The 26,977-nt window shown below is 55.5% G+C and carries 20 protein-coding genes; 15 read left to right on the forward strand and 5 right to left on the reverse strand.

Annotated elements, in window-relative coordinates:
• Positions 1 to 155 precede the first annotated feature (155 nt).
• Positions 156 to 1,082, reverse strand: coding sequence for a LysR family transcriptional regulator (locus AC1Z32_RS07570; RefSeq protein ID WP_483478060.1), 927 nt, complete (start codon positions 1,080 to 1,082; stop codon positions 156 to 158).
• 218 nt (positions 1,083 to 1,300) lie between these two features.
• Here AC1Z32_RS07570 and AC1Z32_RS07575 point away from each other — a divergent pair, with 218 nt between their 5' ends.
• The 4 genes from AC1Z32_RS07575 to AC1Z32_RS07590 all read left to right on the forward strand — a co-directional run bounded on the left by AC1Z32_RS07575 (position 1,301) and on the right by AC1Z32_RS07590 (position 6,150).
• A complete protein-coding gene (locus AC1Z32_RS07575) occupies positions 1,301 to 2,695 on the forward strand; it encodes an MmgE/PrpD family protein (protein WP_483478061.1) in 1,395 nt (464 codons plus the stop codon).
• A 54-nt stretch (positions 2,696 to 2,749) separates the two neighbouring features.
• On the forward strand, positions 2,750 to 3,514 hold the full coding sequence (locus tag AC1Z32_RS07580; RefSeq protein WP_483478062.1) for an SDR family NAD(P)-dependent oxidoreductase: 765 nt from the start codon (positions 2,750 to 2,752) through the stop codon (positions 3,512 to 3,514).
• A gap of 71 nt (positions 3,515 to 3,585) precedes the next feature.
• Positions 3,586 to 5,067 (forward strand): aldehyde dehydrogenase, encoded by a 1,482-nt coding sequence (locus AC1Z32_RS07585; RefSeq protein WP_483478063.1) that lies wholly within the window; start codon positions 3,586 to 3,588, stop codon positions 5,065 to 5,067.
• 114 nt (positions 5,068 to 5,181) lie between these two features.
• On the forward strand, positions 5,182 to 6,150 hold the full coding sequence (locus tag AC1Z32_RS07590) for a sugar ABC transporter substrate-binding protein (RefSeq protein WP_483478064.1): 969 nt from the start codon (positions 5,182 to 5,184) through the stop codon (positions 6,148 to 6,150).
• 211 nt (positions 6,151 to 6,361) lie between these two features.
• On the opposite strand, the gene AC1Z32_RS07595 is transcribed toward AC1Z32_RS07590, so the two are convergent.
• The 3 genes from AC1Z32_RS07595 to AC1Z32_RS07605 form a co-directional block, all read right to left on the reverse strand.
• Entirely contained in the window at positions 6,362 to 7,138 is a 777-nt protein-coding gene (locus tag AC1Z32_RS07595) for an SDR family oxidoreductase (RefSeq protein ID WP_483478065.1), read from the reverse strand.
• A 179-nt stretch (positions 7,139 to 7,317) separates the two neighbouring features.
• Positions 7,318 to 8,166 (reverse strand): SMP-30/gluconolactonase/LRE family protein, encoded by an 849-nt coding sequence (locus tag AC1Z32_RS07600; protein WP_483478066.1) that lies wholly within the window; start codon positions 8,164 to 8,166, stop codon positions 7,318 to 7,320.
• 552 nt (positions 8,167 to 8,718) lie between these two features.
• Positions 8,719 to 9,009, reverse strand: coding sequence for a putative quinol monooxygenase (locus tag AC1Z32_RS07605; RefSeq protein WP_483478067.1), 291 nt, complete (start codon positions 9,007 to 9,009; stop codon positions 8,719 to 8,721).
• 359 nt (positions 9,010 to 9,368) lie between these two features.
• On the opposite strand from AC1Z32_RS07605, the gene AC1Z32_RS07610 reads away from it, so the two are divergent.
• The 5 genes from AC1Z32_RS07610 to AC1Z32_RS07630 all read left to right on the forward strand — a co-directional run bounded on the left by AC1Z32_RS07610 (position 9,369) and on the right by AC1Z32_RS07630 (position 17,227).
• Positions 9,369 to 10,847 (forward strand): NAD-dependent succinate-semialdehyde dehydrogenase, encoded by a 1,479-nt coding sequence (locus AC1Z32_RS07610; RefSeq protein ID WP_483478068.1) that lies wholly within the window; start codon positions 9,369 to 9,371, stop codon positions 10,845 to 10,847.
• Between the two features lie 156 nt (positions 10,848 to 11,003).
• Positions 11,004 to 12,569: a sugar ABC transporter ATP-binding protein gene (locus AC1Z32_RS07615; protein ID WP_483478069.1), complete on the forward strand. Its 1,566-nt coding sequence runs from the start codon at positions 11,004 to 11,006 to the stop codon at positions 12,567 to 12,569.
• Positions 12,566 to 13,807, forward strand: a complete 1,242-nt coding sequence (locus AC1Z32_RS07620) for an ABC transporter permease subunit (protein ID WP_483478070.1) — start codon at positions 12,566 to 12,568, stop codon at positions 13,805 to 13,807. Before AC1Z32_RS07615 ends, AC1Z32_RS07620 begins: the two co-directional genes overlap by 4 nt.
• A 782-nt stretch (positions 13,808 to 14,589) precedes the next feature.
• Complete coding sequence (locus AC1Z32_RS07625; protein WP_483478071.1) at positions 14,590 to 15,741, forward strand: porin; 1,152 nt, start codon at positions 14,590 to 14,592, stop codon at positions 15,739 to 15,741.
• A gap of 619 nt (positions 15,742 to 16,360) precedes the next feature.
• Positions 16,361 to 17,227 (forward strand): aldo/keto reductase, encoded by an 867-nt coding sequence (locus AC1Z32_RS07630; RefSeq protein WP_483478072.1) that lies wholly within the window; start codon positions 16,361 to 16,363, stop codon positions 17,225 to 17,227.
• Positions 17,228 to 17,410: 183 nt separating this feature from the next.
• On the opposite strand, the gene AC1Z32_RS07635 is transcribed toward AC1Z32_RS07630, so the two are convergent.
• A complete protein-coding gene (locus tag AC1Z32_RS07635) occupies positions 17,411 to 18,847 on the reverse strand; it encodes an MmgE/PrpD family protein (RefSeq protein ID WP_483478073.1) in 1,437 nt (478 codons plus the stop codon).
• A gap of 455 nt (positions 18,848 to 19,302) precedes the next feature.
• Here AC1Z32_RS07635 and AC1Z32_RS07640 point away from each other — a divergent pair, with 455 nt between their 5' ends.
• From AC1Z32_RS07640 to AC1Z32_RS07665, 6 genes are all read left to right on the forward strand, one after another.
• The gene (locus AC1Z32_RS07640) at positions 19,303 to 20,142 is read left to right on the forward strand and encodes an SDR family NAD(P)-dependent oxidoreductase (protein ID WP_483478074.1); all 840 of its coding nucleotides are present in this window, start codon (positions 19,303 to 19,305) and stop codon (positions 20,140 to 20,142) included.
• Between the two features lie 171 nt (positions 20,143 to 20,313).
• A complete protein-coding gene (locus AC1Z32_RS07645) occupies positions 20,314 to 21,939 on the forward strand; it encodes a GMC family oxidoreductase (RefSeq protein ID WP_483478075.1) in 1,626 nt (541 codons plus the stop codon).
• 104 nt (positions 21,940 to 22,043) lie between these two features.
• The gene (locus AC1Z32_RS07650; RefSeq protein WP_483478076.1) at positions 22,044 to 22,847 is read left to right on the forward strand and encodes an SDR family NAD(P)-dependent oxidoreductase; all 804 of its coding nucleotides are present in this window, start codon (positions 22,044 to 22,046) and stop codon (positions 22,845 to 22,847) included.
• A gap of 197 nt (positions 22,848 to 23,044) precedes the next feature.
• Positions 23,045 to 24,364 (forward strand): MFS transporter, encoded by a 1,320-nt coding sequence (locus tag AC1Z32_RS07655; protein WP_483478077.1) that lies wholly within the window; start codon positions 23,045 to 23,047, stop codon positions 24,362 to 24,364.
• 124 nt (positions 24,365 to 24,488) lie between these two features.
• Positions 24,489 to 25,298: an N-acyl homoserine lactonase family protein gene (locus AC1Z32_RS07660; protein ID WP_483478078.1), complete on the forward strand. Its 810-nt coding sequence runs from the start codon at positions 24,489 to 24,491 to the stop codon at positions 25,296 to 25,298.
• A 326-nt stretch (positions 25,299 to 25,624) separates the two neighbouring features.
• On the forward strand, positions 25,625 to 26,839 hold the full coding sequence (locus AC1Z32_RS07665) for a porin (protein ID WP_483478079.1): 1,215 nt from the start codon (positions 25,625 to 25,627) through the stop codon (positions 26,837 to 26,839).
• The last annotated feature ends 138 nt before the right edge of the window (positions 26,840 to 26,977 follow it).

The raw sequence follows: 26,977 nt of genomic DNA on the forward strand, positions 1-26,977 counted from the left end.
AGGTCGTTAGGGCGACGCGCGGTCGATGAAAAAATATCGAACAAGGTGAGCGCTACGGCTACTGGGAGAAACGTTAGGTAGTCATTCCGCTGGGCGGGAACGTTTGCACGACAGGTAGTTGAGGTGTCAGTGAAGCACTTGGCTCAGAAATATTGTTACGGTTTCGTGTTTCCCAGTCCGTCCTGGCCGGCGATCCAGTGGATTAGGTGTTCTCTGAAACCCTCGGCCGCAGGAGATAACGCCCGTGATAACGATTGATAGAGACATACAGTACGCGTCACTAGGGGATGAACAATTGGGCGCATTACCAACCCGAATTGACGTGCCATCAATCCAACATACTCGGGCGCAAGCGTCAATGCCTCCCCTTGTGCGGCTATCCCGAAAGCGGTGCTGGCATTGTCGACAATGTCGACGGGAATGAGTCGCTCGGCTGGTGTTCCTTCGACTTGAGTGAGCGCCACTGTCCGCTCGTGGTCGTGGCCGGCGACAACTAGCGTTTGCTGACGAAGTTTAAGCCAGGAGACCTGTTCCTCCCGCGCGAGCGGATGCTCCTTCGAACACCACATCACCCATGGGCTTTTAAAGAGGTCGATACGGGCGATGTCTTCGCCTGTCAACTGGTCAGATCCAATGGCTAGATCGACTTGGGCGTTCATCAACATGTCAATAAGTGAGTCGACCGGAGCATCGCGGATCCGCACGATGACCTTGGGACGGTCTTGCCTGTATGCGCTAATGCAGGCTGGAAGTACCGTGCTCGCAATGATCATTGGGGCTGCGATTCGGACGACACCCGCAGCTCGGTTCCGGATATCGTCGGCGGCCGACTGCGCGAAGTCCATGTTCTTTAGGACGCTTACCGCTGAGGGTAAGAATTCACGCCCTGCGGAAGATAACGAGACGGTGCGCGTGGTTCGGTCAAACAGGCGAAATCCCAAAGCAGTCTCAAGCTCTCCGACCAGTTGACTAACTGCCGACGGAGATAGAGCCATGCGTTCACCGGCTCGACCAAAGCTTCGGACGTCAGCAACTGTGACGAAGGCCGCGAGTTGCCTTGGGGTGAACCGAGCAGAAGTCATGTAGCGGATCCCACGTGATTATTCAGATTAGCTTAATGGTAGGCCACAATTCATCGCTTGTTCATAGGGGTGTGTCCCATCAGACTACAGGCAGGTTACGGACATCGTCAGACGCATATGGAGGCTTCGCACTGAGGAGCCTCGTGCGTACGGACAAATTCGCGCCTACTGATCGGCAGTCTCGCGATCGGTCTTCCCTAGTCAACTGACATCAAGCCATGCTTACTGACATGCCACCATCCAACGACCTCTGTCACATCTTTGCCAATCACGTTGTCGACGCGCGATACGAAAACCTTTCGAGTAAAGCGGTCGAGGCCGCGAAGAAGTCGATTCTCGACATTCTCGGTGTGACCCTTGCCGGTAGCGGCATGGAACCAGCGACACGCGGCGTCGCGGAGGTCGTGCTCGAGGCCGGGGGACGCGCTGAGTCAACAGTTCTCGGTTTCGGCGGAAGGGCTCCAGCGGCGATGGCAGCTTTCGTAAATGGCGTTATGGCACATAGCCTGGACTTCGATGATCAGACGCCATGGGGTGCACATCCTGACAGTTCGGTCGTGCCGGCAGTGCTTGCACTGGCTGAGCGGAATGGAGGCATCTCAGGGCGCGATCTAATTACGGCGGTTGCCATCGGCCAGGATCTATTCGTTCGTTTGCGTTGCAACGTCGCATGGCGTCAAGATTGGAACCTGTCATCGGTCGTCGGCGTGTTTTCGGCGGCCGCCGCGGCCGGGTACGTGTTGAAATTGAACCCTTCGCAGGTTAGTCACGCGCTCGGGATCGCGAGTATGCAAGCGGGTGGCACGATGGAATTGGTGTTTGGGATCGGAAGTGACCTTCGAGGCATGTACGCTGGTTTCACAGCCAAGGGTGCGGTACTCGCTGCGTTGATGGCACAGAAGGGGATCACCGGCATCACGGATCTATTCGAAGGGAAGGCGGGAATCTTCAATGTTTATTTCGGCGGCAATTATGACCGCAGCAAGATGCTGGCTGACTTAGGTGCCGATTTCCTAGGCGCGTCGATGCTGTACAAGGCTTGGCCAGCTGTGGGGAATGTCCATACGTACATTCACGCCACAATCGAGTTAATGAGGGAACATCAGCTTTCGGCCGAGGATATCGAGCAGATCAACGTTTTCGTTGGGGACTTCCACCAGCGCATGTGCTATCCACTGGATCAGCGGCGGGCACCTCGGACTTTGATTGATGCCAAGTTCAGCCTGCCATTTTGCGTCGCGCTCGCGGTCGCAAGAGGAAGGATCGGCATCGCCGACTTCAGCGAACAGGCGTTGCAAGATCAACGAGTCCGCGCAATCGCGAGCAAGGTCGTTCCCGTCGAAGACAGCAGTTTGGATTGGAAAGTGAAGATTCCAGACGGGCGGATTGAAGTCCTTACGCGCGATGGACGTAAGCTGGAGCGCGTTGGGGACTACGTTCCGGGTAGTTCGGAACTACCCATGTGCTGGGATCAGATCACGAAAAAGTTCAGCGAATGTGCGTCCGTCGCTGCTAACCCCGTATCGAAAGAACGAATCGAAGCCGCGCAGGAAATGGTTAAAACTCTCGAGCTTCAGAGTGACGCCGCGCAGTTGGTGAAGATTTTGACGTAACGAGTGGCGCAATCGACGGGACGGAAAAAAATTCTATACAACTAGGAGTGTGTAATGAAGCGATTTGAAGGAAAAACTGTTGTCGTCACTGGCGCAGGAAGCGGAATTGGAGCGGCATGCGTTCGACGTCTCCACGATGAAGGAGCAGCCGTTGCACTTGGCGATCTGGACGGATCAGCTGTCGATAAACTGGCATCTGATATTGGGGGCAGCGGCCGGATCTTCAGCTTGTCCCTGGATGTAGCTGATGCAAAAGGCGCTGAACATTTCATTCGAAAGGCGAAGGAAGCGCTGGGAGGACTTCACGGTTTGATTAATTGCGCGGGTATTAAGGGCGTCGGAAACGTGCTCGACTGCGATCTCGACACGTGGAAGCAAGTTATGTCGGTCAATCTTGATGGGACCTTTATCATGAGTCAGGCGTTCGCGCGGGCCGTACGGGACGATCGCACCTCCCGAGCTATCGTGAACATTTCTTCCGGCGCGGGTGTTCTTGGTGTCCCAAACCGACTACCGTATGTCGCATCAAAGTTTGGCGTTTCCGGCATTACTAAAACGATGGGGGCAGAGCTTGGCCCCTATGGGATCAGGGTCAACGCTATTGCTCCCGGAATGATCCGAACGCCGTTCACCGCGTATATGTTCGAGGACCCGGAGAAGGTAAAGCGAATTCGGGCTGCGCACGCAATTGGGCGTGAGGGCCAACCTGAAGAAATTGCGGCAGTAGCTGCGTTTCTGCTAACTGACGATGCAAGCTTCATGACGGGCGCGGTCGTCTCCGTGGACGGCGGGCAGACGGCCTGCATCCCGTCGTTTTAGCGCGCTCCTTGGGAGTGAGAGTGCGAAAGCGTGCTGCCGTACGCGATCGTCCGGACTTGGGGAGGAAACGCATGAAAACGTATCAACACTGGATCAACGGAGAAAGTGTGCGCCCAGCCAGTGGTGAATGGCTTGACTCGATCGACCCGTATCGAGGTGATGTATGGGCGAGGATACCAAGGGGGAACAGCAAGGATGTGGACCTTGCAGTGCAGTCGGCCAAGAAGGCGATGGAGGTAGGACCGTGGCAGAGTATGTCGCCGTCAGAACGCGGAGATATTCTACGAAAAATTGGAGACCTGCTCTGCGACGCCGACGTCGCGCAAATGCTGGCGGAGACCGAGTCACGTGACAACGGGAAGATACTGGCTGAGATGCAGGGGCAATTACGGTACTTGCCCCGACACTGGTTCTACTTTGCCGGTCTCGCGGACAAGGTAGAGGGTGCAGTGATTCCCGTGGACAAGCGCGATATGCTCGCTATGACCTATCGGGAACCGGTCGGAGTAGTGGCGGCGCTTACAGCGTGGAACTCGCCCCTGATGTTCTTCACTATCAAATGCGCACCCGCATTAGCGGCGGGGTGCTCAGTAGTGCTGAAGCCTTCCGAGTACGCTTCTGCTAGTTCACTTGAATTTGCGGCGTTGACTAAGAAAGCCGGGCTACCCGACGGTGTTCTTAACGTCGTCACTGGACTCGGACACGAACTGGGAACCGCGTTAGTCGAACATCCTGATATTTCGAAGGTCACGTTCACGGGTTCTGACGCAACCGGGGCGAAGGTCTACGAGAGCGCGGCGAGGACAATGAAACGCGTCTCGATGGAACTTGGCGGAAAGTCACCGAATATCGTGTTTGAGGATGCCGACATGGACAGTGCGGTCGTCGGCGCGGTCGCAGGCATCTTCGGAGCGGCTGGGCAGATGTGCACCGCGGGATCTCGGTTGCTCGTGCAGAACACCGTCCGCGAAGAGTTCACGGAACGCGTGGTGGAGATGGCGCGAACGCTGAAACTTGGCGACCCTATGTCAGCCGACACGGACATAGGTCCAATTGCAACCGCCGCTCAGTTTAAGAAGATCAATGATTACGTCGACTTGGCCAATAGGGAAGGCGCACGGTGCATCTTGGGCGGCAGAGCGCTTACCGACACAGGGCCGGCACAATTCTTTGAACCTACTGTCTTTACCGACGTGAAGAGCAGTATGCGAATCGCCCAGGAAGAGGTTTTCGGCCCAGTGCTTTCTGTTCTCGGATTTGACGACGAATGCGATGCAGTCAAGATCGGGAATGACGTGATCTACGGCCTTGCTGCAGGGGTTTGGACGCGGGACCTAGGACGAGCGGTTCGTATGTCCAGAGCGCTTAAGGCTGGGATGGTCTGGGTCAATACATACCGTGCGTACAGTTTCACGGTTCCTATTGGAGGGCAGAAACAATCAGGGCTTGGACGCGAAAGCGGGTTGGAAGCGATCAACGAATATCTTGAGACAAAGAGCGTCATGATCTCGACTGCGTCCGGCTTAACGGGAAATCCGTTTGTGCAACGATGATACATCGCGGTCCAGACAACGAAGACATTGCTGGGGGCACAGCGATGTCTTTCAAGACTCAGCGATGATCTGCACGCTGATGCCCGCACTATAAACGCTGGTTAGGAGACGATGATGAAATGCTCTGATTTTCGCGCGGCGAACCTCGCTCTGATTGGTGGAGTTGCGCTGAGCACCTATGGCATAACGTGCAACGCAGTTACTTTTGGTTATGTAGCGGCCGGTTTGCAGTATCCGTACAACGTCGCCGTTGCGAAAGGGTTTCAAGATGCGGCTAAAAAAGAGGGAGTCGAGGTAATTGTACTAGACGCGAAAACGAGCGTCGAGCGGCAGAGTAATGCAATCGATGACCTGATCGCACAGAATGTAAGCGGAATCGCTGTCTTGCCGCTTGACGGGGTGGTCGCGGAACGCTGGGCAGATCGCGCGGCCGCTCACAAGATACCATTCGTATCGGTCGCGACGGAGATCGGAGATCCCCAAAAGAGATCGATAAAGGACGTTTACCCAGGAGCTACTGCATTAGTCGCGAGCGATGAGATTCACACGGGAGAGGTTGCAGGTGAGATTGCGGCGACGTTGCTACCACGAGACCGTGTCGTAAAGGTAGCAATAGTGGAGGGCGCTCCGGGCTATCCTCAGGTCTGGCAGCGAAGCAAGGGATTCAAGCAGGCTCTAGATAAGTCAGGAATCAAGTATGAGGTGGTCGCTTCACAACCAACGGATTGGACCGCAGAGAAAGGAGAAGCCGTTTGTCAGAACATTCTGATTGCTCATCCCGACGTCGACGTCTTCTACAATCAGGCCGATGACATGGTCATTGGATGTGCTAAGGCCGTCAGGGCGGTGGGGTCGCATGCTAAGTTGATTGGTTGGGGGGGATCACGGTTGGGGCTGAGCGCAATAAAGGCCGGCGAGGTTGATGGCACTGTTTGTCTAGAACCGGAGAAAATGGGCCGCCTAGCGTTCGCTGCTACTTATCAAGCAGTCACGCATCCGGAAACGCCGAAAGGGCGATTCATACAGGTGGATACGCCCCCTGTGACAAGAGCAAATCTAGCCACCTGTAAGGCCCAGTGGTAGTTCGGTTTGGCGCACTCTGTGTTTAACGTGCTAACCGACCTTCGGCGCGTCTTGTTCGGCACCTCGGCACGTCTCACCCTCTGACATCAGAGGACCGACCGCCGAGGGTCCGTTGTCGTCCGGCAAAAAAACGCCGACCAGGGTCGGCGTAAAGTCGCACTTGCGACCTGAGAGACTGTCTGAAATCGATACTGTACTTCTGTTCTTTCTGTTACAGGCCGGCGGTCTGTCCACCGTCGACGACCACTGCGTGCCCGATGGCGAAACCGGCTACGTCCGAGCATAACCAAAGTACGGTGTTTGCGATCTCTTCTGGCTTGCCGAGCCGGCCAATAGGCTCTTGTGCGATCATTCGCTTAACGCCTTCGTCAGTACCTTTCGTGAAGCGCCCGATCATGGGGGTGTCAATGATGCCGGGACACACGGCGTTGATGCGAACGCCATCTTTCGCGTACTCCAGCGCTGCCGACTTAGTAAGACCAATTACCGCGTGTTTCGAAGCGCAATAGACGCCCTGACCTCGGATGCCGATCACGCCAGCGCCTGAGGACGTATTCACAATTGAACCACCACCGTTTTTCAGCATAAGCGGAATCTGATACTTCATGCAGTAAAACACCCCGCCAAGGTTCACTCGCATGTTGCGCTCGAAAACCTCTTCGGTCACATCCACGGTGTACGACGTCGGTTGCTCCACGCCAGCATTGTTGAATGCGAAATCGAGTTTTCCGAAAGCATCGATGGTCTTGTCCAGTGCTGCCTTAACTTGGTCGGGTTGAGATACGTCACATTTCACCGCCAGTGACCGGACGCCAAGTTCCTCGACTGCTTTCGCCGTTTCTTTTGCCCCTTCCTCCGAAAGGTCCACGAGTACTACGTGTGCGCCTTCCTCGGCGAACGCCAACGCGGTCGCTCGACCGATCCCGTTAGCGGCACCCGTCACGAAGGCGACTTTTCCTTCAAAATTCCATTTTCTGTTTGCTGCCATCGTCTGCTCCTGTCTCCAGATTGAATACTGCCGTTGGATTAGTGTCGACGTCCCGCTCCTTGGACCGGCCACTATTCCTGCGATGTCTCGGACCGTCGCACGCGTTCAGATCGACGCTCTTTTTTCGGGGAGTGGAGCGTGTTCGCGCGCGATGCGGTGCTTCCTTGATCACTCGGACCTTAGTTGGGGCTAACGCCTGGTACCTCGACGTCGACCTTGTAGATCGCGCTGCGTGGCTCTCTTCTCTGCAGCTGCTCGTCCGTTCCGAGATAGACGCAGCAGTAGAGGGTCTTGCCCTCAGTGCCCCCTAGCGCACAAGCGACAGCGTTTCCCTCGAATTTCACGACATCGGTGATTTCGCCCCCGTCGAGCAAGCGCACGAACTCCCCGGTGTTGTAGCATGCGACCCAGATTCCGCCTTCGGCATCCACGCATATCCCGTCTGGTTGCCGGCCGTCGAGGTCCGCAAAAAGGCGCCGGTTCGAAAGGCTGCCATCCGGTGCACGGTCGAACGCAGTTAGGCGACTCGACCACGTTTCAGCGACAACGAACGTACGCCCATCGTCCTTGATGATGGAGCCGTTTGGAAATTCTAGGCCGCTAGCACCCACCCGGATGGATTTGTCAGGCTCGACGATATGGATGTCGGTCAAGGCTTTCGGTGCCCCGTTGAAGAGGTCGTAGCCGAAATTTCCTACATAGACCCGACCTTCTTCATCGACTACCAGGTCATTTAGATCGCCCGTCGCAATGTTCGACAGGTCAGCGTAGACCGACACGCCCTCATCCGTTACTGACAGAATTTTTTTCTCTGCGCAGGAGACGACAATCGGCGAGCGATCCGGCAAGAAACCGATGCCGCACGGCCGCCCTGGAACGTCGCAGACGAACTTCCGGCCGCCGTCCTGCTGGACGGTGTAAAGCTTCAAGGCAAAGACGTCCGATACCCATATTTGGCCGCCGTGCCATCGCGGTGCTTCTAGGAACACGAAATTGTCCGCTAGCAGCGTTGCCTGATGTTCTCTCATGCGTGTCTCGATGTATTAGTTGGACCACGCCAGCTTGATGTGGCGCTCGGTTCGAACACAGATTATTGCTGACTGTGGGGTGGGGTCCAGTTGGTTTTTTTGGGGGCGACGGTAAGCTTGGCTAACCAGCTCAACGGAGACCCCGGCCACTGGGGCACTGCGTGCTGCCAAGTCGTACGTCGCCGTGTAACGGCAGCGCTGGCCGTTTTCCATCGACGGAGGTGCAGGCACTCATCGCGCTGCATTTCTCGGACTGTAATGAAAGAGTGACGCGCCAAACCGCGAGTGTCGCGGATCGCGCAGGCGAGCATAAAATCCACGAATTCGTTGCCCGCCTATTGGCCCGGACTCAGGCGACCAAAGAGAAAGGGACGAAAATGTGAGCGCAGAGTTGCTTAGACGCGGCTGGAGCCGGTCTATCTCGTCCCGTCACTGCGATGCCACGGAGGCCGTCGCAAGGCGCGCCGGCGTCACAATCATCCAGGCGATGACTGGCATTGCGAGCGGCGCGCGAAATGCAGAGATCTACCACGGTCGACGAGACTCCTGAGATCACTTGCTTTTCGTCAATACGTATAGCTTGTTGTCTTCTATCCAGTCTTTGGCCGTCTCCAAATAGGCGTTCACGTGTACAGAGTTGCAGTGCGCTTGGAAGCTCGCCATATCTGTCCATCTCTCGACGAAAACGAAACATCGGCTATCTGTTGATTCTTGGAACATGTCGTACTGCAGCATTCCGGCTTCCCTGTGGGTTGGAGCTAGAAGCGCTGCAAGCGCCTCTGCAACTCGCTCGCGATGCTCAGCCTTTGCCACCGTGACGGCGACAGCAGAGATCTCTGACATGACGGTTTCCCTTACGTATATTCGAACGATGAGCATATCGTCTGGAAGGTCGCGTGAGAAGCATTGCGCCTACCCGACACCTTCTTCTAACCGTGTGTTCGCCTCGTTCTACATGTTTCGGCGCATAAGGACTTTCCCGGAGTGCGGGTTTGGAGGAAACAGCGGGATTCAGCCTCGCGGGGCGTCGGAGCCCACTGCGCGTGGCTTTGCGGACCCCCGAAAAGCACCGAATGGTGTAGTCAGCGAAACTTACCGTCAGCCGTAGAAAAATCAACTAGACCTTTCGTGCGGTGCGGAAATAACCTTCGTGCAAGCAAGTCGGTTCTTGCAAAAGATGCCCATCGGAAAGGAACGAAAGAATGGCAACTCTAGACCTTCACGCGACCAGCGGCGCCCCGAAAGTCGGCTACCCGCGAGTTGCGTTGTTTATTGATGGCGAATGGATCAGCGATCGCGATGTCTCCGTTGAGGTGCGAAATCCAAGCACCGAGGAAGTACTCGCTCGGGTGCCGAAAGCAACTGCGGTGGATTTAGAGCGTGCGCTGATCGCAGCAGACCGCGGTTTCAAGATTTGGCGGAACACGCCGGCTCAACAGCGGGTGAAGATCATCCTGAAGGCTGCTGGCATCTTGCGTGAGCAGCTCAATGAAATCGCTCAAAGCATTACCTTAGACAACGGGAAACTTTTCTCGGACGCGTACGCAGAGGCGGACCGATCCCTGAACTTTATTGAATGGAACGCTGCCCAATCCCTCAGAGACTACGGCCTCGTAGTCCCTGGTGAGCCGCGGATGCAAAAGTACGTGCTGCGGCAACCTATCGGGCCTGTCGCCGCCTTCACCCCTTGGAACGTGCCGATAAGCTCTGCTGCGCGGAAAGTGAGCGCTGCGCTCTCGGCCGGATGCTCCGTGATCTTGAAGGCCGCGGAAGAGACGCCCGGAGCCGCCTGTATTGTGGTACGAGCGTTCGAGGAAGCAGGACTGCCTCCCGGCGTGCTTAACTTGGTGTTCGGCAATCCGTCAGACATCTCAAAGACGCTGATCGCATCTCCTATCGTCCGTCTCGTAACGTTCACCGGATCCGTTCAGGTAGGCAAGCACCTTACGCAACTGGCGGCAGCTGCGATGAAGCCTGTACTTATGGAGCTAGGGGGCAATGCCCCGGTCCTGGTCTGCGAGGGCGTCGACGGAGCTGAAGTGGGAAAACTAGCGGCGCGCGGCAAGATCAACGCGAGCGGGCAAATTTGCGCGTCGCCGTCTAGATTCATTGTGCACCAAAGTGTCTATGAAGACTTTGTGTCGGCCTTCGCAGATTCAGTAAAGAGGGTTCGGGTTGGCGACGGCTTTGGCTCTGACGTGCAGATGGGTCCGGTCGCAAATGCGCGCAGATTGGCTGCGATGGAAGCTCTCGTCGCTGACGCAAGTAAGCGGGGGGCACGTATCGCGGCCGGGGGAGCGCGGATCGGTGACAAAGGCTACTTTTTCCAACCTACCGTCCTAGCGGACGTTCCTTTCGACGCAGATGCAATGACGACCGAGCCTTTCGGCCCGCTTGGCGCGTGCGTCTCCGTCACAGATCTTGATCAAGCAATTTCTGTGGCAAACAGCCTGTCGGTCGGCCTCGCTGCATATGCGTTCACGAACTCTCTCAGCGACGCTGAGCGGATTAGCCGGGAGCTCGAGTGCGGAGTACTCTCCATCAATCACTTCGGTACGCCTGATGCCGACACGCCGTTCGGAGGTGTCAAAGATAGCGGGATCGGACGGGAAGGCGGCCCCACCACACTCGATGCTTATATGGTTACTAAAACGGTTCTTCAGAAGGCTGTGAGAATCTAAGAGCGAGATTACAAGCCGCTCAAAATAAGCTGTTCACGAGACGTTTCGAAACCTGCTCGCCAGTTGCACCGGTTCACATGAAGGCCGCCGCGAATCTGCTTCCGGCGCGTCTTCCAAACGGGATTGGCGGCATAGCGGTTCAAGGAGGAGGCAGCGATGCAAAACACCGATGACGCACCGCTCCTGCAGTTGGAGCAAGTCACCAAGACTTTCCCAAACGGATTAGTCGCACTTAGGGGCGTCGACCTCAAAGTCTTCCGGGGTAAGGTCCACGGGCTGCTGGGCGCCAATGGTGCTGGCAAGTCCACGTTGATCAAGATCCTTTCTGGCGCACTTCCCTCAACGGGCGGGAAAATCGTATGGCGAGGCGTGCCGGTCGAGTATACGAGCCCGAAGCAAGCTAACGAACTTGGCATCGCCACGATACATCAGCATATCCCGCTGGTCCTGACGCTATCGGTCCTTGAGAACGTCTTTCTCGGGGAAGAGGGACGCTGGCGGAGAGACACGTTATACCGCAAGCGGTTCTTCGACATTTGTCAGCGCGTCGGATACTGGCTAAATCCCGACCAGCTTGTGAGCGAGCTCTCGATCGGCCAGCGTCAGATGGTGGCGATTCTCCAAGCACTAGGCACCGGCGCCGAACTCATCGTGATGGACGAGCCTACCGCTTCCCTCGCAGCATCCGAGCGCGAGGTAGTTTACAAAATCGTTCGCCATCTCTCCAAGGTCGAAAACAAAGCAATCCTTTTTGTTTCGCATTTTCTAGACGAGGTTGTGGCGCTAACGGATTGCGTGACGATCCTTCGAGATGGACAAGCAGTAGTTGACAGCGATACGTGTGAACTCGACGAGTCACGGATCGCCGAGTGCATCGTTGGTCGCCAAATTGTTGCGCTCGAACGTGCACCATCCGAGAAGATCAAAACTGACGCCCGGTTGCTTCTAGAGATCAGTGATCTCGCGTCTCCGGGTAAGCTCGAGCCGACTTCGTTCAAACTTAGAGAAGGAGAAGTCCTGGGAGTCGCTGGCCTGTTAGGCTCCGGGCGCAGCGAACTTCTCCACGCGATTTTTGGGGCCGACCCTGACGCGACTGGGCAGGTCAAGGTCGCCGGTAGATTGTTGCGGCGTTCTACCATGGCAGCCGTGAAGGCAGGAATAGGCTTAGTGCCTGAGGATCGAATGGCGCAAGGGCTTGTGCCGAACTTCGAGATTTGGCGGAACACGACATTACCGGCATTAGAAGGCTTTTCGTGGCGTCGTTGGTTGCCACAGCGCGAACGCGAGCGGCAGTGCGGCGTTGATGCGATTCGCCGTCTACAGATAAAGGCGCCTTCTCCGGACGTTCTTGTCACTGAGCTTAGCGGCGGAAACGCTCAAAAGGTCACGATCGCAAAATGGCTGTTCAGTGACGTCAAGGTCTTTCTGCTCGACGAGCCCACTGCAGGGATCGACATCGGTGCAAAGACAGACATTCTCTTACTGGTTCGACAGTTGGCTGCGGCCGGGAAGGCGGTGATTATCGTCTCATCCGAATTTGAAGAGATTCTTGCAGTGAGTGGCCGAGTGCTTGTCATGCGCGATGGACGCTGCATCGCTGAGCGCAAGGCCGACGACACATCAGAGCACGAATTGATGCTCTTGGCTGGTGGGCAGAGCGCGACATCAGATAACAGCACGGGTCGGCAGGCCACGCATTCAATACAGAGTGAGCAATCATGAGTCTGACTTCTACGCATCAATCCGCTGGGACCCATGGTGCCCCCGGAACTACAGTTTCTACCGAGCAGACGGACGCTTCCGCCCTTACGCAAAGTCCCTCGGCGGACTGGCGGCGGCTGTTCAGCCTGCGGGAAATGGGCGTGTACTACGCGCTAATCTTGCTGGTTGCCGTGCTATCGGCTGTGACAGCTTACACCGGTCGACCGAACTACTTGAGCCTCGCCAACGTAACGAACGTCTTATATCAGACTTCGATCGTTGGGGTCATGGCCGTCGCAATGACGGTGATTTTGATAACTGGAAACTTCGACCTCTCTGTGGCCTCCGTGGCTGCATTGTCCGCCGCCGTCCTGATAGGCCTAGCGGACTCGATTGGCTTTGTGCCCGCGGCTTTCGCAGCGATGGGCGTTGCAGTGTTGGTGGGATTACTGAACGGCTCAATCGTCCAGTATCTGGGCATCAATGCATTCATCGTCACACTCGGAACGTTGACCGCAATACGGGGGGTCGTCCAGATTTACACGGATGGGCGATCTCTGTCCCTGGAGACGCCCACCGCTATCGACGCGATGCACGCCTTCGAGTCGGGGCGCGTTCCCGTCGGAATTCCCTTGTTGATCATCGGTGTGTTGCTCGTGGCCGCGGGGATCGTAGCGGCGATGAAAATGCGTCGACAGGGAAGAGGCTTGTCGGTCGCGGCATTTGGCATGATCCTTGGAGGAATCTGCCTGCTCGCCTTGGATTGGGCAAACGGTATGAAACTGGCTATGCCTAAGCCGGTGATTTACATGGTCGTCTACACCACTGTCGTTTGGTTCGTGCTCAGCATGACCAACATTGGCAGGCGCGTATACGCCGTGGGCGGTAACCCTGAGGCCGCCCGATTGTCTGGCATCAACGTGAAGCGCTACAAGATGATGGGCTTCATTCTCTGCAGCGCGACGGCTGGTTTTGGCGGAATTCTGTTTGGCAGCCGACTCGGCGCCGTCAATCCGACTGCAATGCAGGGTAGCGAACTGACGGTGATCGCATCAGCCATTTTGGGTGGTACATCGCTTTTCGGCGGTGCTGGGTCGGTCGTTAAGACGCTTGCCGGTGCATTGCTTCTGTTTTCGCTCACGAACGGCTTCAACATTCTCAACCTGGGCGCCAACTATCAGGGTGTCATTGAGGGAACGGTCGTGGTGACTGCGGCGGCGATTTATACCGTCGGCGGCAACCGTCGTCGGAAAAGGTAACGTCAGATATCTCAAGCTGCTTTTCAATACTTGGCTCGTGGCGCTATGCCACGAGCCAAAGCTCAAGACCGTCCAATTTCGAGGGCCGGGCGTATAAGACGAGCCATAAAAGCTCCATTCGATGCCGAGCTGCACGATTGCATGGTGCGCTCGGCCCCGTAGTCGTTGAAACACATCGATTTATCCTTAAACGTGCTGCACCGGAATATCGTCCCCGAGGACGCGTCGTGTCTTGTCGCACGAAAGGCCGACGATTACGGACTAAGCACTCGCAAGGACTAAACATGAGTGACGGAATTCAAAGAAAGGTTCTCGTCATAACGGGTGCAAGCAGTGGCCTTGGCGCTGCGGCAGTACGCATATTAGCGCGCGAGGGCGCAGCTCGTTCTTGGCGCGAGGCGGATCGCCCGCATTGCGGCGTTGGGGAGCGAGATTGAGGGCTTCGGTGGAAAAGCCTTGTCAGTCGGATTGGACGTCACCGATAGGGATCAGGTCCGCAGCTTTGTAGACAAAGCCGTGGAGCCTTCGGTCGAATCGATGTAACGGTAAATAACGCCAGACTCATGCTGCCGTCACCTCTGGACAGTTAGAAGCTCGACGATTGGGACAGGATGATATTCGTCGCACCCTTGATTGGTATTAGACGTTGAAAACAATTTATGAATCTACTTATTAAGTAGTACATATTTAATACTTTGTTTTGTCATGCAGCGGGTTCAGGCGAGACCCTGCGTGTGGTGGAATCGTTCCGCTTGTTTAATTTGAGTCTTTGGAGGAGAACAATGAAGAAGACAGTTATTGCAGCGTCGGCACTTACAATGGCAACCATAGTCCACGCCCAGAGCAGCGTCACGTTGTATGGACGTATTGATTCTGGCCTGGAATACATGACGGGTGTTCCCACCGCGCCATCTGCCACGGGTGCGGCTACAGGCTCGACGCATCGCTTCCGTGCAGAGAGCGGTGATTGGGGAGCCAGTTTCTGGGGTTTGAAGGGAGCGGAAGACTTGGGTGGCGGAAATAAGGCCGTATTTCAATTGGAGGGCGGCTTTAATTCGATGACAGGGGCCGGTCCGGGCGGCGGAGGTCTGTTTAACCGATGGGCCACGGTCGGTGTGGCGAACTCGAATTACGGTACTCTGCTCTTAGGTCGAGAACTTTTTATTGCGAACGATCTCTGGGATTTTGACCCTTTTGGCCAGTCGGATTGGTCTTCCGCGTCGCTTGTTCGTGGTCGCAACTGGCCTATCTCCAGCAACAACATCTCATACCAGTCGCCGAAATTTGGTGGCTTTGATTTTCATGGTCAGTATTCTTTGTCAAATGCAACGAACTGGAACGGAAACGGCACCACACCCCAGGGTCGCCAGGCGGGCGCTGTGGTGACCTACACCAATGCGCTCTTCCAGATCCGAGGCATGTACGACGAAATTCGAAACCCGTCCAATGGCCTTCTGTATGGACCTGGCTTCGACGGCGTCAACCAAGCGAACACGGGCAACGGTGTATTCTCGGCGTCGCGAGAGTACACAGCCGCGGTAAATGTTTTTCTCGGGCAGTTCAAGGTTCAAGGTGCCTATCAGGCAATCCGGTCTTCCAACGCAGCGAATGTTTTGCCAGGTCAGCCAACGACGTTGGATCATGAGTGGGGTGGCATAACCTGGCAGGCTACGCCGGCTGCCGCGTTAATCGCCGCGGTCTACCATGTCAACGGAAACAACGGCTCCGGCAATGCAACGCTCTACACGATCGGCGGCTCGTATAACTTGTCGAAGCGGACGCTGCTGGACTTCCAAGTCGCGTCTGTCCAAAACAGCAAGGCAGCGAACTTTGGATTGAACGCTAACAACGCGGGGACATCGGTCAGTACCGATAATCCGTTGCCTGGCCACAGCCAGACAGGTGTGTACGCCGGGATTCAACATTCGTTCTAAGTACAAACTTTTACCGCTGCGAGAGGCGGGTTTTGGCGCGATACCAACGTGGTATCGCGCCTTTTTTAGTGTCAGGAATGCGCCAATTCGAAATCGGACGGGTGTGCAAAGAGGATTTTCCGTAAGAAAGTCGCGATCCGAAAACGGCTGGCCAGGAGGATGGTCATTCTTCAGCGTCTATAAAGGCGGTGACGTTAGAAGAATGTTCGACGTGCGCGTATTCGCCGGCGTTAGGTAACCTGCTACGCAGATTCGCGAACCCTTTTGAACGGTTTGAACTATCAATTCCTGCTTGCCGCCGTGTATGAGACACCGCCAGGCGTTCGATTGGGCAATGGCGGGCGCCTGGCTTCGGTGCATTGAGAGAGGCTAGGGGACGTAGTCCGCTTTGGCATTCACTGCACATGTGAGTTAGTACTTCTTCGAATTCGTGAAGACTGCTCATTAGGGTACGCAGAAGGCGGTAGATAGTCCTCGCTAGGATTCGATTTTAAACTTCTTGGGCAACAGCGCTGGGCACGGAGAATTTGCTCAACCGGTGCCCTTTACCAGGCGTAGGCGGTAGTGTGCATCTTCAAACGCGACTACGGCAACGAACACGACTTACGAGGAGATGATGATGACAACGTTCGACGCAAGACTTTCAGGGCAATTCGAGATTGGCGGGGAGTTGATGGTCAACCGTCTCGGCTTCGGTGCGATGCGCATTGTCGGCGAGGACGTATGGGGCGATCCTGAAGACCGGGAGGAGGTCGTTCGTTTACTGAAGCGGCTGCCTGAACTCCACGTCGATTTTGTCGACACGGCCGACAGCTATGGCCCGTTCATCAGCGAAGAATTGCTGGCGGAAGCCCTGCATCCATACGAAGGACTGGTGATTGCAACTAAGGGCGGATTGGTTCGTCCCGGCATCACCGAAGGTGAATGGCCGAATATGGGCGGTAACCCAAACTATCTCGGCCATGCTGTGCGGCAGAGCCTGCGTCGGCTCAAGGTTGACCGCATCGACTTGTGGCAGCAGCACCGGATCGACCGCGCAGTGTCTCTCGACCAGCAGTTCGCCACGATCAGGTCCTTTATCGACGCCGGCTTTATCCGTTTTGCCGGGTTGAGCCAGGTCACTGTGCCCGAGATTGAGCAGGCACGCCGGTTCTTTCCGGTGGCTACTGTCCAGAACCGTTACAACCTGATTGATCGTGAATCGGAGAACGTTCTGGATTATTGCGAGGCGAATGGTATCGGCTTCATCCCGTGGTTTCCACTTGCTGCGGGCGATCTCGCAAAGCCCGGCGGCGTTGTTGATGTGATCGCCAGGACCAAGGACGCTACGCCGAGCCAGATCGCGCTCGCTTGGCTCTTAAAGCGCAGTCCGGTCATGCTGCCGATTCCGGGAACTGGGAAGGTCAAACATCTGGAGGAAAATGTCGGCGCTGCCTCGATCGAACTCACAAGTGAGGAATTCAAAACCCTCAGCCACGCGTGCTAGAGAGCGGCCTTTCGCGGCCGATCCCCGCTTTACGGATGCTTCCGCGAATCTGATGAGGCTCACGCGGTCCTAGGCCGGCGCGTTGCCGGAGTTGTAATCAACGAGTTCAAGGAGCTCGGCAGCGACCTTGGGCCATAATGGACTGAAAGCCGCAGCGCAATAGCGGCTCTCAGTGTTTCAGTATTAATTCGAGTCACCTGCCAGCAGTGCAGCTAGAGCAGTCGAGTCGGCGACATCCTCGAGATTCATTATGCAGTCAATCGCCGACTCTGTTCGTTTCTTATCCAAAACTCCGAACGCGTTGGCCCTGAACTTCTCTGCTAGGTCGTCGTCACTTGCGCGGAACTCTGCTACGTCGTTGGTAAGCCACTTTGCGAAATCGACGGCGTGCTCGTAGACGCGACCCCGAGCGTGGACCTCCACCAGGGCCGGGCGGCGTTTAAGGTTGCTTCTGCCTTCGATCTCGAGATCCTCGTACCGGGTCACTTCGCAGCGGTCGTAGACGCCGTGTTCCACCCGTTTCATGAAATCTCGAATGTCATGCCTCGCTAGCGTTTCACGCGACTGCCATTTAGGACCTCGAGTTATGCGATGCGCGGCAACAGCGATATTGTAGGGAAGGCTGGACGCTGCTTCCACATGGTCTTGAACGTCAATATTGACGTATTTTGGAAGGCCGGAGAATGCCTCGCTCTTTACTACAACCTTGGTAATCTCGGAAGCCGCGAGGTCATGCTGGTCGATAGTTTTCACGAAGGCGTCGAGAGGCGATTGGTGTGAACCGCAACACGGCCAATATTTATAGCCGATCGCCTGAAATGCCCATTCGCTCCCGAGTCCGGACGTCAGCTTTTCCCAGTCGCTTGACTGCGAACCGTTCATCGCCCAAAAGCCGTACTCTCCGTCTAGCACAGTGTCGTCGCCGCGATATCCCATCTCGGCTAATTGGGCGGTCACTACTCCGGCTTGAGCCGTCCATCCGGACGGGCCGTATTTCGCGAGACCCGGGTGAACCGTGTGGTTGTATTTGACGTGAGAAGCGATTGGCGCGTGATAGCCGGCTAGCCCCAGAGCATGTCTCATCTTTTCGGTGTCTAGGCCAATAATGCGAGCTGCTCCAGCCGTTGCGCCAAACTGCGTGCAGCCGACCCCAAAGCTGCGAACTGGAAATCCACCCGCCGTTGCGCGTAAGTTGCCCATTGAACGCGCGATCCTGCACGTTAATTCGTGAGCGACCGTCAACGCTGCAATAAAATCTTTCCCAGAAGCATGAGTGATCTCCGCCATCGACAATACTGATGGAATTACATATGGTGTTACATGCGCAGGCGGTTGCAAGGCACAATAATCCAATGCGTTCATAAGCTCGCCGTTGACAAACGCAGCCATTGCACCGGGAACTTTCAGGCGAGTACCGAGCACCGTCGCTTCCGGTTGACCTCCAGCTTGTTGCGCCAATCTGAGCGCCATACTGCCCTTGTCAAGGCCCAGCCCACCTAGTCCGCAACCAATCGTGTCGAGAAGCAGTCTTTTGATTTCATGGCTTACTTCGCTAGGAAGATCACTAAATTTTAGTCCTGAACTGAATTCAGCCAGAGTCGCGGTGTAAATTTCGGGCATTGTGGTTTTCGCTTGCCTATAAAGAATCAAACGTGAGGTAGTTAATTCGGAATTATGAGCCTTGCTTGAGCCGAATCGGTTAATCGTAGCGATCGCCGACTACGTCGCCTGGTCGCTACTCTGCAACGCCCGCCAACGTGCTGTCTAGACGGCTTTTATTTCGTCGCGTTAACTTGAACTAACGCCCTGCTCATTTAGCTTTGTTTGAAGACCTAGGCCCGATGCGTATGGCGTGGTGAGCAAAGGATTATGTTGGTAATTACCCTAACCGCAGAGTAAGTTCGACTTACATTTCAGCAATTTAAAATAACTGGACGCTGATGGGATCGCGGATGACACTTTGCTCATTAGAAGACAGCGGCCGGTGCCTCGACTTTGCACACGCTGTCGAACGTCCAGGCGACTAGCTGTCGTAGTGGCTCATAAATTCAAAACCCTGTGTCGGAGAAAACGTAATGTTGAACTATGGCCTTTCGGGGCGGGTTGTGGTAGTTAGCGGCGCTACATCGGGAATCGGTCTCGCTTCCGCCGTTGCCTTGGCCCGAGACGGTGCACACGTCGCGATTCTCGGAACGAACCAAGAGCGCATGACCGACGCCGTCGCGAAGGTCCGTGCTGCGGGCGGCGGAAAGTCAAAGGTCGTGGGGGTCTTGGTCGATGTGCGGAACCCCGCAACACTTACCGACGCAGCCGCCGTGGTAAATGCGGAGCTCGGACAAGCATCTGCGTTGATTGCTTCCGCTGGTATCGCAGGTGCGGTCAAAGCTGAGGATATGACACTCGAGGAGTTGAACAACGTCCTCGCCGTCAATGTCGGTGGCGTGCTTTCCACCTGCCAAGCGTTCGTCCGCGGAATGATCGAACATCGCAGCGGCAGCATCGTACTGATCGGCTCTGTGAATTCACTGGGGGGGCAGCCGGGGCGCATGCATTACACCGCCAGTAAGCACGCAGTGCTGGGCATGGTAAAGAACTTAGCGATCGAATGGGGTCGCTTTGGGGTTCGCGTGAATGGCATCGCACCTGGACCGGTCGATACGCCGCTACTGCGCCGAAACTTGCCTCCATCCTTCATCTCAAGTGTTTTTGAAGACCGTATACCGCTCGGGCGCATGGCGCGTGCTGACGAGATCGCTGGAGCGTCGCTCATGCTTTTGTCGGACGCAGCCAGTTTCGTCAACGGTGCAATGCTGGTGGTGGACGGCGGGATGACCGCCGGACCGTACACGCGTCGGCAGGGCGCGGATATGGGTTCTCGCCGGTTACTAGAGGCTGGCGTCTACAGCGAAGACTGAACACTCCCGTGTGAGCCTATCGCGCGCATTTGCGAGTTGCGGAAATTTCGACACCGCCGTTCCGCGCCGATAGGCTCCTCATTGGTCAAGCTTCAAGGATTGGAATCGATACGACAGTAGCGATGCTCACAGGAAGCGCAACAAGCACTCATCATCAGGTTCAAGGCGCAAATGCAAGACACAGACAACGATACGGAGACAGTTGATTACTGCATTGTAGGCGGTGGCCCCGCGGGCTGCGTCCTGGCTAGCAGATTGTCCGAGGATAGCCGTACCAGCGTCATGCTACTTGAGGCAGGCAAGCGTGATTGGCACCCGTTCATTCACATCCCAGCCGCCTTCATCTTTGTCTACCGTGATCGGCGGTATAACTGGCAATACGAAAGCGAGCCTGACGCGAATCTTGCCAACCGCTCACTGACTATTACTCAAGGTCGGGTTTTGGGCGGGTCAAGTTCGATCAACGGAATGCTTCACGTTCGAGGGCAGAAGGAAGAGTTTGACCAATGGGCGCAATCCGGCTGCCGTGGTTGGAGCTATGAGGAATTGCTTCCATACTATAGAAAATCAGAAAACTATTTAGGTGAAGTGCGAAGCGATGCTCCCCTCCGTGGCTTCGAGGGCCTGCACGCCGTATCCGACGCCGGCGCGATTCATCCTCTGTCGCGCGCGTTCGTCGAGGGTGCACAGGAACTGGGTATGCATTTCATTGCAGACATGAATGGAGCAACCCGAGAGGGAGTTTCCTATTTTCAACACAATCGCAACGGGCGTTTTCGGAGCCAGCCCGCTCAGACGTATTTAAGAATCGCTCGAAAGAGGCCGAATCTGCAGGTCAAGATTGAAGCGATGGGAACAAAGGTACTCTTCAATGGGAAGAGGGCCGTCGGTGTCAAATATTTTCAAGGTGGACAAGAGAAGACTGTCTTCGCGCGAAAAGAGGTGATCCTCTCAGCTGGTGCTTTCAAGTCGCCGCACTTGCTGCAGTTGTCGGGTGTGGGAGACCCCGAGCTGTTGGGTAAAATCGGAGTGTCCCCGATCGTCGCAAATCGCTCTGTTGGTCGGAACCTTCGTGACCACTTCCTGCTCAGTGTCGTTCAGCGTGCACACAATATAACAACGTTTAATGAACGCGCTCGCGGGATGACCCTTGTCAAGGAAGTATTGAAATACACCTTCCAGGGAAGCGGAATGTTGACGCTCGGAACTGGTACCGCCGCTTGTTTTTTCCGGAGTCGGCCGGGTCTGTCAGCGCCCGACGCCCAGCTAATGTTCGCGCCAGGCAGCTACGCGAGTCCTGGGGTTCTCGAAAAAGAACCCGGAATGTCAATTGGATTATGGCCTTCTCATCCGCAGAGTGAGGGAAGCGTGACGGCGCGAAGTTCAAATCCGCTCGACGCACCTTCCATCCACCTTAATTTCCTCTCATCCGAAGACGACCAGCGAATCGTTGTCGAATGCGTACGAAAGAGTCGCGAAATCTTCGCAAGTCAAGCGATGTCTCGGTGGAGCGTCAGGGAAGTGAATCCTGGGGCTGATGTGCGCACTGACGAGGAGATCGTTGAGTTTGCTCGACAAAACGGGCGCTCCGGTATGCACTTCGCTGGGACCTGCCGAATGGGCGCTGATGACGGGGCAGTCGTCGACCCAGAACTGCGAGTCAAAGGTGTCGACGGTTTGAGAGTCGTCGATGCGTCGGTAATGCCGAATTGCACGGTGGGCAATATTAACGCGACGGTAGTCGCTATCGCGGAGCGCGCAGCGGATCTGATCATTGCATCTCGATTGAATTCCTGAATGTTCGATGAAACAGACAGGCAGTGGAGAGACGCTTCTGCGCGCACGTCATTCGACGTTTGCTTTGAATTGAATTACCAACACTAGACGAAGGCGGATTGGCTATGAATGAACGTCGTAGGTTCGAAGGACAAGTCGTTGTCGTAACAGGAGCCGCTCGCGGAATTGGATTCGTAACGGCTGAGATGCTTGCAGGAGAGGGTGCGCACGTTGTGCTATCTGATCTCGAACAGGGTGCCGTAGAAGCGGCGGCGGCCAAGATCGCACAAGGTGGGAGCCACGTTTGGGGCATCGCGGGGGATGTTAGCAACACCTCAAGAGTGCGCGAGATGGTGACGCAAATTGTGGAGAAGCATGGTCGTATCGACGTACTTGTGAACAACGCAGCAATTACGTCGTATCACGCGCCTGAAGTATTGCCAGAAGATGTGTGGCGACGCGAGTTGGATGTTGTTCTGGGCGGGACGTTCTTCTGGTCTCAAGCGGTTGCTGTCGCTGCGATGATTCCAGCGAAGAAGGGGGTAATCGTCAACGTCGGGTCGGGCGCTAGTCTCGCCGGTATTCCGAAGTGTGCGGCCTACGTATCAGCGAAGCATGGCGTGGTGGGTCTTACGAAGGCGCTAGCCGTGGATTGGGGGCAACACGGAATTCGGGTGAATTGTGTGTGCCCTGGCCTTACCTTTACGGAACTGTCGAAATATGTAACGAGCAAAAATCCGGAGATGATGAAGCAACGCGAACTCCGTATTCCGACAGGTAGGGGCGCGCAACCAGAGGATGTGGCTAGGACGATTCTGTTTTTGGGTTCTCCGGAAGCGGACGCAATTAGCGGCGTTTCACTCAGTGTCGACGGAGGCACTCTTGCCATGTCCTCGGGCTTCTCGCCGCCGAGAGACTCCGTTTCCTGACAGGTCATCAAGAGCAGCGCAAGAGCTACCTGAAGCTGAGAGATGGTGTTAGCAAGTAGGTGTTGCGGAGCCTCAGACTTAAGACGCTTCACCCTTTGCTGCGGTTCCTTGAGATCCGAAGTGTGAGGTACTAACGGTTCGCCGATCTTACGTTGAGTGATTTCCCTAGAAGTGATTTGAGCATGAGGAGACAAAAAATGGCACAGCTGGATATTTCATATGAGCCCTCTGAGGCGCCAGCCAGCGTGGAGATGACAAAGCGACAAAGACGCAGCATGATTATTCGAGCTGTCGTTGGAGTTTCATTCGAATACTACGATTACGTCGTGTTCGCTGCGTTTGCTCCCTTCTTTTCGAACCAGTTCTTCGTGTCCGGAAGTCCGATTGCCGCGATTTTAAACACGCTCTTGGTGTTTGCGTTGGGATTCGCGATTCGGCCGATCGGCGCAATCATCGCGGGGCGGGTCGCGGATCGCTTCGGGCGGAAGCCTGTGATGATAACCGCACTCGCTCTTGCGGCCATAGGCAGCCTTGCGATCGCCGTCACGCCCACCTATGAGAAGATCGGGGTTGTGGCTATGGTGGTCCTTGTCGTGGCCAGGCTGTTGCAAGGCCTTGCCCATGGTATGGAAAGCATCTCAGCGTATATTTACACCGCTGAGATGGCCAACCCGAAGCACCGGGCATTTCAGAGTAGCGCCTATGCGATGGCACAAAATCTTGGTGTTATGCAAGGCACGCTGTTTGGCGTCATCCTGACATCCACACTCAGTGATGCCGACATGCATTCATGGGGATGGAGAGTTCCCTTTGCGATTGGCGCGATCTATGGTCTGTTCATCATCTTTCTGAGACGTGGCATGGAGGAGTCTTCTGCCTTTGAGAAGACAAAACAGCAGGCTGCCTCGGAAGATCAAGGCTACTGGAAGAATGTGTGGACGTATCGTCGGACCGTACTCAACTTGTTCTTGATCTGGCCGGCCGCAGCAACGGCAGCCTACGCGCTGTCGGTGAGCTTCAGCCAGTATGCAATTACAGCTGTGAACGCTAATCCTCGTGATGCTTATTGGGCCGCGCTAATTGCACAAACGATATTTCTGTTTGCGCTTCCATGCTGGGGGCTTATCTCTGACAAGCTCGGACGTCGATTTAACTATTCGGTGGCGCTGGCCGGAAGTATTCTTCTCGCTTTTCCGCTCCAATGGATGTTGGGTTCGTCGTTGTGGCAAATTGCTGTACCGATGTCCATTGGGCTGTTCGTTTGGGCTGCTGCCGCTGGAACCGAATTGGCATATATTAACGAGTTGATCCCGAACCGCGTTCGGGCACAAGTGATGAGTCTGCCGTCATCGCTTGGTGCCGTGCTTTTCGGTGGAACGGCCCCATATTTGCGGTCCTGGGCGGCGGCGTACGTCTCTCCTTTCGCTTTCACTGCTTATTTCATGGTGCTTTGCCTTATCGCACTTATCGCCGTGCGGAAGCTCCCAGAGACTTTGGGCCGTGACCTAGCGCAATGAAATAGGGGGCGCCCCCGGCAGAGCCCGCGTGTCTGCGGGCCTGCTTCTCAGCTAATTGGGAGTATTGTGAGTTCCCGAAGTGCACGCCTCGCAAGCGTTCAAAATTACGAAGAAGAGAATTGAAATGATTCCATTCGAGCTTTACGCAATCTTGTATGCGCGCAATGGTCCGAGAAAAGAAAGTCAAAATTTGATTGGTGGAGATATCCACGAAGAACACTCGAATTTGGACTACTTTGTCTGGGTTGCGAAGCGCGCCGACCGTGCGTTCCTCATAGATACAGGGATGAGCGAGGCTACGGCGACGCGTCGAGGAGAGCAGTTGTTCCGTCAACCTTGCGATGCGATTCGCCTTCTCGGACTGGATGCTGCAAAGGTTGAGGATATCATTCTCACACACTTGCATTACGACCATGCGGGCATGCTCGACCGATTTACAAATGCGACGTTCTATGTGCAGGACACGGAGGTTTCATACGCTACCGGCCGATGCATGTGTTCAAAGCTACTTCGGCGAGGATATGAAGTCGACGACGTCGTTAGCCTTGTCAGATGCGTCCACACAGGAAAGGTGGAGTTCGTCGACGAGTTTCACGAGATCACCAACGGACTAACAGTTCACCGGGTTGGTGGTCATACAGGCGGGTCCCAAGTCGTGCGTGTATGGACCGAGCGAGGGTGGGTGGTACTTGCCTCGGATGCCTCACACCTGTTCCAAAACTACAAGAACGAAGCACCTTTTCCTTCGGTGTACAGGGTGGACGAAATGATGGAGGGGTATCGAACGATCAAGCGTCTCGCAGGCGGCTCTCTGTCACACGTCATCCCTGGGCACGATCCCCTCGTCATGAAAATGTATCCGGCACCATGCAAGGAACTTGAGGGTATCGTCGTTCGCTTGGATAAACCTCCTGTACTACCGATGCCTCTCTGAGCGCTGCCGGAAGACAATCAGAAAGAGCGTTTTGAGAGGCGATAAGCCGGCGACTAAGCTCAAAACGCTCATTCGTCTACTTCACATCGATTGTTTAATTTTGAAGCTTGACTCGTAACGCACCGGTTTAAAAGTGCCGCGTGCGGTACGGTCTTCCGCGTAATACATCTTTCAAATAGGAGTGCGAAGTTACTAGCGATTATCTCCTGGTCGTCAAAGTGATGAATTCCTGAGGAGGAACTCCGAGTCGCGAAGGAGGATGCGTGCAGGGAATGCAGCAGGCATAGAAGATTTCTTGAAACCACAGGTCAAATTGGAGACGAGCAATGAAGAATATAGTATCGAGATGTATTTTCGCGGGGGCGGTAGTCGCGGTACCCCAGATCGTAGTAGCTCAATCGAGCGTGACATTGTATGGAAGCGTAGATACTGGCATCGCCTATGTAAGCAGCCAGACGTCGCTCGGATCGACAAGTGGCGGACGATCCGTTGTTAAGATGTCGCAAGGTGTCTGGAACGCGAGCAAGTACGGTTTTCTAGGCACCGAGGACCTCGGTGGAGATTTGAAAGCTATCTTTCGATTGGAAGGTGCATTCAACAGCGCAAACGGCGCTCAGCAATACACGAACGCGATGTTTGGAAGATCCGCTTACGTCGGAATCACTAAACCGGCCTATGGTACGCTGACGTTGGGACGTCAGTATGCAGCGTACTATCAAGCGCTCTCGCACTACAGCCCGACGACTGTGCTCACTGGTTACTTTGGAGCTCACCCTGGAGACGTCGATGGTCTGGATACGGGCTATCGCGCCAACAATACTATCGAATATCAATCGCCGAAATATCTTGGTTTCACTGCCTACGGCTCTTACTCACTGGGTGGGGTCCCTGGCTCCTTGAATAGCGGGTCGACCTGGGCGGGCGCGTTGCAGTATGAGAACGGTCCAATCGGAATAGCAGCCGGCTTCCAGCGCACGAACAATTCGTCTCCAGGCGGCGGCGCTTGGGGACCGGATTCGACGATGTCGAACAATGGCGCCGAGCAGGGCGTTTCGGCGATCACGAACGGATACCAAACGGCACAGGCACAACAGCGGTTCGCAGTTGACGGCACATATGTGTTCAATAGTTCGTGGGATGTGTCGTTATCGTACTCCAACGTACAATACATTCCGGGCATCCGATCGGTGTTTACTGACACCCAGATCTTCAACACTGGAGGCATTGTAGTTCATTGGAAACCGGGTGCCGCGGTGGATCTGGGTGCCGGCTACAGCTATACGCGCGCCACGAAAGCGAACGCCATTCAGAGTTCGGCGACGTATCAGCAGTTCAATCTATCCCAGTACTATAGTCTCTCTAAACGTACCGGCCTTTATGCGCTCGAAGCGTATCAACGAGCTGGCGGCCAGACGCTGGGAACGCCTGGCAGCAGTCAGGTGATAAATGCGACTGCAAGCGTGGGGGATGGTATGAACGGGACGCCGTCTTCGTCTAGGAGTCAATTCGCTGCGGCTATCGGGATCGTACATCGCTTTTGACTTGAATGTTGCTGTGGTGAAAACGCCGTTGAACTACTTTGTCGGATCTGTACGCAGGGGCAGGTCGACGTTGCGCGGATATAGCCGGGCAGATCGAGACGAACCGGGCGCGAGTTCAATGGCTCTCTAAAGTCAATG

This window comes from Caballeronia sp. 11_S32 (genome assembly GCF_056930355.1).

Excerpts from the sequence above, each read along its gene's own strand:
- AC1Z32_RS07665 (WP_483478079.1), top strand. The coding sequence starts at position 25,625 with ATGAAGAATATAGTATCGAGATGTATTTTCGCGGGGGCGGTAGTCGCG.
- AC1Z32_RS07645 (WP_483478075.1), top strand. The coding sequence starts at position 20,314 with ATGCAAGACACAGACAACGATACGGAGACAGTTGATTACTGCATTGTA.
- AC1Z32_RS07650 (WP_483478076.1), top strand. The coding sequence starts at position 22,044 with ATGAATGAACGTCGTAGGTTCGAAGGACAAGTCGTTGTCGTAACAGGA.
- AC1Z32_RS07610 (WP_483478068.1), top strand. The coding sequence starts at position 9,369 with ATGGCAACTCTAGACCTTCACGCGACCAGCGGCGCCCCGAAAGTCGGC.
- AC1Z32_RS07660 (WP_483478078.1), top strand. The coding sequence starts at position 24,489 with ATGATTCCATTCGAGCTTTACGCAATCTTGTATGCGCGCAATGGTCCG.
- AC1Z32_RS07570 (WP_483478060.1), bottom strand. The coding sequence starts at position 1,082 with ATGACTTCTGCTCGGTTCACCCCAAGGCAACTCGCGGCCTTCGTCACA.
- AC1Z32_RS07625 (WP_483478071.1), top strand. The coding sequence starts at position 14,590 with ATGAAGAAGACAGTTATTGCAGCGTCGGCACTTACAATGGCAACCATA.
- AC1Z32_RS07635 (WP_483478073.1), bottom strand. The coding sequence starts at position 18,847 with ATGCCCGAAATTTACACCGCGACTCTGGCTGAATTCAGTTCAGGACTA.
- AC1Z32_RS07600 (WP_483478066.1), bottom strand. The coding sequence starts at position 8,166 with ATGAGAGAACATCAGGCAACGCTGCTAGCGGACAATTTCGTGTTCCTA.
- AC1Z32_RS07595 (WP_483478065.1), bottom strand. The coding sequence starts at position 7,138 with ATGGCAGCAAACAGAAAATGGAATTTTGAAGGAAAAGTCGCCTTCGTG.
- AC1Z32_RS07640 (WP_483478074.1), top strand. The coding sequence starts at position 19,303 with ATGTTGAACTATGGCCTTTCGGGGCGGGTTGTGGTAGTTAGCGGCGCT.
- AC1Z32_RS07575 (WP_483478061.1), top strand. The coding sequence starts at position 1,301 with ATGCTTACTGACATGCCACCATCCAACGACCTCTGTCACATCTTTGCC.
- AC1Z32_RS07655 (WP_483478077.1), top strand. The coding sequence starts at position 23,045 with ATGGCACAGCTGGATATTTCATATGAGCCCTCTGAGGCGCCAGCCAGC.
- AC1Z32_RS07605 (WP_483478067.1), bottom strand. The coding sequence starts at position 9,009 with ATGTCAGAGATCTCTGCTGTCGCCGTCACGGTGGCAAAGGCTGAGCAT.
- AC1Z32_RS07585 (WP_483478063.1), top strand. The coding sequence starts at position 3,586 with ATGAAAACGTATCAACACTGGATCAACGGAGAAAGTGTGCGCCCAGCC.
- AC1Z32_RS07580 (WP_483478062.1), top strand. The coding sequence starts at position 2,750 with ATGAAGCGATTTGAAGGAAAAACTGTTGTCGTCACTGGCGCAGGAAGC.
- AC1Z32_RS07620 (WP_483478070.1), top strand. The coding sequence starts at position 12,566 with ATGAGTCTGACTTCTACGCATCAATCCGCTGGGACCCATGGTGCCCCC.
- AC1Z32_RS07615 (WP_483478069.1), top strand. The coding sequence starts at position 11,004 with ATGCAAAACACCGATGACGCACCGCTCCTGCAGTTGGAGCAAGTCACC.
- AC1Z32_RS07630 (WP_483478072.1), top strand. The coding sequence starts at position 16,361 with ATGACAACGTTCGACGCAAGACTTTCAGGGCAATTCGAGATTGGCGGG.
- AC1Z32_RS07590 (WP_483478064.1), top strand. The coding sequence starts at position 5,182 with ATGAAATGCTCTGATTTTCGCGCGGCGAACCTCGCTCTGATTGGTGGA.